5 protein-coding genes and 1 pseudogene are annotated in these 6,776 nt (G+C 71.5%); all 6 read left to right on the top strand.

Features of this window, described 5'->3' with window-relative positions; translation table 11 throughout:
- Positions 1-342 precede the first annotated feature (342 nt).
- The gene (locus tag D7V80_RS39730; RefSeq protein ID WP_120592977.1) at positions 343-2,841 is read left to right on the top strand and encodes an ATP-binding protein; all 2,499 of its coding nucleotides are present in this window, start codon (positions 343-345) and stop codon (positions 2,839-2,841) included.
- Positions 2,842-2,846: 5 nt separating this feature from the next.
- Positions 2,847-4,733: a tetratricopeptide repeat protein gene (locus D7V80_RS39725; RefSeq protein WP_120592976.1), complete on the top strand. Its 1,887-nt coding sequence runs from the start codon at positions 2,847-2,849 to the stop codon at positions 4,731-4,733.
- A gap of 12 nt (positions 4,734-4,745) precedes the next feature.
- Entirely contained in the window at positions 4,746-5,582 is an 837-nt protein-coding gene (locus tag D7V80_RS39720; RefSeq protein ID WP_014397643.1) for an alpha/beta hydrolase, read from the top strand.
- Between the two features lie 53 nt (positions 5,583-5,635).
- Positions 5,636-5,977 (top strand): bactofilin BacN, encoded by a 342-nt coding sequence (bacN, locus tag D7V80_RS39715; RefSeq protein ID WP_014397642.1) that lies wholly within the window; start codon positions 5,636-5,638, stop codon positions 5,975-5,977.
- A 63-nt stretch (positions 5,978-6,040) separates the two neighbouring features.
- Entirely contained in the window at positions 6,041-6,364 is a 324-nt protein-coding gene (locus D7V80_RS39710) for a polymer-forming cytoskeletal protein (protein ID WP_014397641.1), read from the top strand.
- Positions 6,365-6,367: 3 nt separating this feature from the next.
- Positions 6,368-6,776, top strand: a pseudogene (bacP, locus tag D7V80_RS39705) (bactofilin BacP); the annotation flags it as partial.

The raw sequence follows: 6,776 nt of genomic DNA, 5'->3' as shown, positions 1-6,776 counted from the left end.
CCCGCCCTGCCTCCGGTCAACCGGCAAGGGTGGTATTGGAAGAAAGTGACAGCCAGGCTGTTTTCGTGGGATTCCGCCGCTACAAGGGGTGGGCGAGCGGTTTCCGGTCATCGGACCGTCATGCGCGTGCGGGATTCCGGAGGAAGAACACCGGTCCGGGGTATACGTCGCGCGCCTTTTCCCACCCCTCTCTCTTGAGGAGAGCCCCGTTCATCCGCTGGCCCGCGGACGGGTTAGACGGCATGATCCGGAATCGACCATGACCCCTTTCGCACCCAACGGGTTTCCGCGACGTCGTTCCCTGTCTGGGCGGGGCGGAGGCGCGCCGTGAGGATCGAGATGTTGTCGTCTGAGCAGCGGGGGCGGGTGCTGGTGCTCGCGGCGAAGGCCGCGGGTGACGCGCTGGTGGAGCGGCTCACGGCGAGTGGCTACCAGTGCGCCTCCACGGAACGGGAGACCGGGCTGGCGGAGATGGTGGATCAGCTCCAGCCGGAGGTGGTGCTCCTGGCCGTGACGGCCAAGCGGGCGGCGGAGCTGCTGGAGACGGTGCGCAAGACGGACAAGCTCCAGCGCCTGCCGGTGCTGGTGGATCAGGGCCGCGCGCGCTCGGCGGAGGCCTTCAAGCGGCTGGCGGTGGACGACTTCGTGCGCGGCGCCGACGAGCTGGTGCCCCGGCTGGAGTCCGCCCTGCGCGCCTGGAGGCTCAAGGAGCGCGAGGAGCGCATCCGGATGCGCATGGGGATGCTGCTCGAAATCACCCAGGCGGCCACCAGCTCGCTGGAGCTGGAGGAGATCCTCCGCATCGCGGTGGAGAAGGTCGGCCAGGTGACGGGCACGGACCGCTGCTCCGTGGTGCTGGTGGAGGGCAGCCACGCGCGCACGGCCACGGTCGTCGCGACGCAGGAGGACCCCAGCCTCGTCCAGCTGGACATCGAGGTGGCGCGCTACCCGGAGCTGCGCCGCGCGCTGGAGACGCGGCAGCCCGTCCTGATTGAAGAGGCGCAGCGCGACCCGCTGATGGCGGAGGTGCGCACGTCGCTGTTGCCGCAGGGCGTGAAGTCCATCCTGGTGCAGCCGCTCATCTGCCAGGACGACCTGTTGGGCGCGCTCTTCCTGCGCGTGTCCAAGGGCGAGGCGTCCATCGGGCGCGACGAGCAGGAGTTCGCGGAAGCCGTGGCGGGCGTGCTCGCCAACTCCATCCGCAACGCGCGCCTGCACACGGCGGTGAAGAAGAAGCGCGAGGACCTGGAGCTGGCGTACGTGGAGCGCTACCGCGAGCTCAACGACGCGAACCGCCGCCTGAAGGAGCTCAACCGCCTCAAGGATGAGATCATCGCGGTGTGCAGCCACGACCTGCGCGCGCCGCTCCAGGTGCTCCTGGGGCACGGCCGGCTGCTTTTGGAAGGGCCGCTGGAGACGCAGCAGAAGCAGTCCGCGGAGGCGATGATCCGCCAGGGCCGGAAGATCCTCACCCTGGTCGAGTCCCTGCTGGAGAAGGGCAAGGGCGAGGCGGCGCGCCTCTCCATCGAGCCCCGCGTGCTGGACGTGGCGCAGCTGTGCCGCGACGCCGTGGCGGAGCTGGAGATCCTGGCGGCGGAGAAGGCCGTGTCGCTGCGCTCCGAGTGCCCCGACAGCCTCATGCTGATTGGCGACGAGGTGAAGCTGCACGAGGTGCTGCAGAACCTCATCAGCAACGCCATCCAGCACGCCAGCGACCCGGGCGTGGTGGTGGTGCGCACGCAGCGGCTGTCGCGGCCGGACGGCGACGCGGTTCGCGTGATGGTGAGCGACAACGGCGTGGGCATCCCGCCGGACGAGCTGCACCTCGTCTTCGACCGCTACCGCCACGGGCCCAAGGGCACGGGGCTGGGGCTGGCCATCTGCAAGGAGTTCGTGGAGCTGCACGGCGGTGAAATCTGGGCGGAGAGCCCGGCCGACGGCGGCTGCACCTTCGTCTTCACGCTGCCCCTGGCGCAGGAGGCCGCGCGCAACCCCCGGCCGCAGCCCGCGCCCGGCGCCGCGCCCGAGCAGCCGCGCGTGCTGGTGGTGGAGGACGAGCCCGAAATCGCCGCGGTGCTGTCGGAGGTGCTGCGCTCGAAGTACCGCGTGGAGGTGGCGCGCGACGGCGCGGAGGGCCTGGCGAAGGCGAGAGCGTCACGGCCGGACCTGGTGGTGATGGACGTGTTCCTGCCCAAGCTGGACGGCCTGGACGCGGCCATGGCGCTCAAGTCCTCGTCGGACACGGCGCACATCCCGGTCATCCTCCTGTCCGCCCACCAGGGCGTGGCCGACAAGGTCCGCGCGCTCAACCTGGGCGCGGTGGACTACATGGCCAAGCCCTTCAACGCGGTGGAGCTGCTCAACCGCACCGAGCGCGCGCTCAAGCTGCGCCAGGGCGACAAGGATCAGCAGGACAAGACGAACTCGCTCCAGCGTCGCACCGGCAGCGACCCCGTGACGGGCCTGCTCGACCGCCGCGGCCTGCTCCTGCGCTTGGAGCAGGAGGTGGCCCGTAGCCGGCGCTACCACCGCGCCCTCACGCTGGCCGTGCTGCGTCCGGACCGCGAGCTGGAGGTGATGCCGTCCAACATGGCGGAGGTGATGCGCAAGCGCGTGCGCCACCCGGATTCCATCGCCCACCTGGGGCTGGGCGTCTTCGCGGTGGTGCTGCCTGAGTGCAACGCGGACGCGGCCCGCACGGTCATCAACCGCCTGATGCCGGACGTGGAGCAGGTGACCTCCATCGAGTACCGGGCCGCCATGGCGGACGTCAGCCAGGACAGCGATCCGGTGGAGAAGCTGCTGGAGAAGCTGGGGGCACCCCCGCCCGAGGTCCACTAGCCCGCGTGCGCCCGCTCCCGCTCCTCAGCCGTGCCGCCGTGATGTGCCTCGCGCTGGCCGCCGGAGGTCCGGGGGCCGCGCCCGCGAGGAAGGCCCCGGCCCCGCACGTCGACCGCGAGGCGATGCGCGAGGCCATGGACGCGAGCAGCCGCGACGACGAGCCGTCCGCGTCGTCCGCCAGCTACGCGCACTATCTCCAGGCGCGGCTGATGCACCTGGAGGGCAACCACCGGGCCTCGGTGGACGAGCTGCGGCTGGCGCTCGCCACCGACGACGGCAACCCGACCCTGCTCACCCAGCTGGGCGAGGAGTACGCGCGCCTGGGCGACCTGGTGCGCGCCGAGCGCGAGCTGCGCCGGGCCGTGGAGAAGGCCCCCACGCACTACGCCGCCCACGTGCTCCTGGGCCGGGTGCTGCTGGAGTCCGGCCGCACGGCGCGCGCGAAGCAGCACCTGCGCCGCGCGGTGGCCCTGCGTCCCCGCGAGCCGGAGGCGTACCTCGTCCTGTCGCAGCTGTACCTGGACGCGAAGGACCCCGACGAGGCGGTGAAGGTGGTGGAGTCGCTGGCCCACGCGCTGCCGGGAGAGGCTTCCGGCTACCGGCGCCTGGGGTTGGTCCTGGCCGAGCGCGGCGACGCGGCCCGCGCCGAGCGCCTGCTCGCGAAGGCCTCCGAGCGCGACCCGGGCGACGTGGAGGTGTGGTCCACGCTGGCCCGGCTCTACGAGAGCTCCGGCCGGCCGAAGGAGGCGGAGGACGCACTGGCCCGCGCGCTGGAGGCGGATCCGGACAGCCGCGAGGTGCTGCTGTCCGCGGGCCGTGCCGCGCTGAAGGGCGGCTCGGCGACCCGGGCGCGGGCGTACTTCGACCGGCTGCTGTCGCTCTCCGCGTCACCGGAATTGGCCGTGCGCGTGGCCTTCAGCTACCTGGCCTCCGGAGAGCCGACTGCCGCGAAGGAGGTGCTGGACGCCGCGCGCAAGGACGCGCCGGACGAGCCCCGCCTCGCGTACTACGCCGGCCTCGTCGCGGAGCGCACCCGCCGCTTCTCCGTCGCCGCCGCGGACTTCGCGGGCGTGCCTCCGGACTCGGAGGTGTTCCCCGACGCCCGCGTGCGCCAGGCCCGCTGCCTGTCGCTCACAGGAGACCACCCGCGCGCGCTGGCGCTCTACCGCGCGGCCATGGCGGAGGCGCCTGACGACGTGGAGGTGCGCATCGGCTACGCCCGGGCGCTGGAGCGCAGCGGGGACGCGGCGAGGGCGGAGGGCATGCTGCGCGAGGCGCTGGCGGAGGAGGGCGGGGTGCTGGCGTACGACGCGCTGGCCACGCTGCTGGAGCGCCAGGGCCGGGCTCCGGAGGCGCTCGCGCTCTTGAGGGACGCCGTCGCGAAGGCGCCGAGGAACCAGGACCTGCAGTTCGCCCTGGCCACGCTGCTGGAGCGCCAGGGCGACGTGCCGGGGGCGCTGTCGCGCATGCGGGCGGTGCTCGCGCTGAAGCCGGACCACGCCTCCGCGCTGAACTTCCTGGGCTACGTGATGGCGCAGCGGGGCCGGGACCTGGACGAGGCGGAGCGGCTGGTGCGCCGCGCGCTGGCGCTCCGGCCGGACAACGGGGCCTACGTGGATTCGCTGGGGTGGGTGCTCTTCCAGCGCGGCGACGCGAAGAAGGCCGTGGAGGTCCTGGAGCGCGCGGTGGAGCTGTCCCCGGACGACCCCGCCATCCTGGAGCACCTGGGGGACGCGTACCTCAAGGTGGGCCGCGCCCCGGAGGCCGTCCGGACCTGGAAGCGCGCGCTGGAGGTGCTGACGCTGGATCCGGAGGCCGCCGAGCCCGCGGACCAGCGCATCACCCTGGAGCGCAAGTTGAAGGCGCTACCCTCGACCGCGCCGGGCCGCTAAGGTCCCGGGCTCATGGCCCGCCACGACGAAGGCTTCTTCACCGGGAAGGACAACACCCGGCTGTTCTGGACGCTCGACCTGCCGGACGCGGCCCCCCGCGCGCACGTCGCCATCGTCCATGGCTACGGCGACCACATCGGCCGCTACCGCCCCGTCATCGACGCGCTGGTGCAGGACGGCTTCGCCGTGCACGGCTTCGACTACCGGGGCCACGGCCGCGCGGACGGCCGGCGCGCCTACGCCGCGAAGTGGACCGAGTTCCTCGACGACCTGGACGGCTTCTGGCAGCGCGTGCGCAAGGCCGCGGGCAACGAGAAGATCTTCCTGCTCGCCCACAGCCACGGCGGCCTGATGGCCGCGCACGCCCTGGCCGGCAGGCTGGAGGGCCTCTCCGGCGCCATCCTCTCCGCGCCCTACCTCAAGCTGGCCATCACCCCGCCAGCAGCGAAGGTGCTCGCCGCGCGCATGGTGGGCACCCTGGTGCCGTGGATGAAGGTCCCCTCGGGCCTGGCCCCGGACATGCTCAGCACCGACCCGGACATCCAGAAGGCGGTCGGGGCGGACCCGCTGTACGTGCCCTTCGCCACGCCCCGCTGGTTCGTGGAGTCCACGGCGGCCCAGGCCCAGACGCTCGCGCTGGCGCCGAAGATTCAAGTGCCGCTGTTCGTGCTGTGCGGTCAGGAGGACGGGGTGGCGCTGCCGGCGGCGGCGCGGTCCTTCTTCGAGGCGGCGGGGACGGCGGACAAGAAGTTCAAGGAGTACCCCGGCATGCGGCACGAGCCGCTCAACGAGCGGGACCGCGCGACGGTGTTCCAGGACATCTCCGGCTGGATCTCCGCGCATCTCTGACATAATCAGGTCGCCCCGCTCCCACTGGAGCAGGCGCTGGCGAGGATCACCTCATGGCACAGGGTGAAACGGGCATCATTGGCAAGGGCATCGTCATCAGGGGCAACCTCACGGGCGGAGGGGACCTGGTCATCGAAGGGCGTGTGGAGGGGCAGATTGCCCTGAAGAACCACCTCACCATCGAAGGCACCGGCAAGGTGCAGGCGGACATCCGCGCCGAGGAGCTGACCATCAACGGCGAGGCGAGCGGCAACATCGACGCCTCCACGCGAGTGGCCATCAACGCCTCGGCGAAGGTCGCGGGCGACATCAAGGCTCCGCGGGTCATCATCGAGGATGGCGCCGTGTTCAACGGCTCCATCGAGATGGACGTGAAGTTGCCGGACGACATCTAGCATCCACCGGGGACCGACCCACGGCCCCCCCAGGCGCACAGCTTCGAGAAGGCGGACACACTCATGGCGAATACGATCATTGGCTCGAGCATCGTCATCGACGGGGAGATTTCCGGTGACGAGGACCTGGTCATCCAGGGCACCGTGAAGGGGAAGATCTCCCTCAAGGAGAGCCTCTACGTGGAGGGCTCGGGCGTCGTCGAGGCGGACATCGAGACGCAGAACGTGGAGATCGCCGGCCGCGTGACGGGCAACATCGCCGCCACCGACAAGGTGGAACTCAAGACGGACTGCCGCGTGGTGGGCGACATCAAGGCCCCGCGCATCCTCATCGCCGACGGTGCCTCCTTCAAGGGCAACGTCGACATGGACATGAAGGAGCGCTGATCCGTGGCGACCGCGAAGGATCTTGCAGGCAACGCCGTCGACAACACCGTGGTGGGGCCCTCCATCCTCATCAGCGGTCGGCTCACGGGTGACGAGGACCTCACGGTCCGCGGGCGCGTCGAGGGTGAGCTCACCCTCAGCCGCACCCTCATCGTGGAGCCGTCCGGCGTGGTGAAGGCCAACGTGGCGGTGAAGAACGCCATCGTGAGCGGCGTGGTGGTGGGCAACATCAACGCCACGGAGAGCGTGGAGCTCACCCGCGAAGGCCGCATGGTGGGCGACATCCGCGCCCCCCGCGTCATCATCGTGGACGGGGCCAGCTTCCGCGGCCGCGTGGACATGGGCGACGTGGAACCGGGCCGGCTGCCGTCCGAGCGCCCCGCCGTGGCCCGCCCCCAGGCGGTGACGCGCC

This window comes from Corallococcus sp. CA054B (assembly GCF_003611625.1).
In the GTDB taxonomy this organism is placed as follows: domain Bacteria; phylum Myxococcota; class Myxococcia; order Myxococcales; family Myxococcaceae; genus Corallococcus; species Corallococcus coralloides.
This window is presented reverse-complemented; position numbering and strand designations above follow the sequence as displayed.

What these genes read in the sequence shown, in the direction of transcription:
- D7V80_RS39710 (WP_014397641.1), top strand. Translation starts at nt 6,041, where the DNA reads ATGGCGAATACGATCATTGGCTCGAGCATCGTCATCGACGGGGAGATT.
- D7V80_RS39720 (WP_014397643.1), top strand. Translation starts at nt 4,746, where the DNA reads ATGGCCCGCCACGACGAAGGCTTCTTCACCGGGAAGGACAACACCCGG.
- bacN (WP_014397642.1), top strand. Translation starts at nt 5,636, where the DNA reads ATGGCACAGGGTGAAACGGGCATCATTGGCAAGGGCATCGTCATCAGG.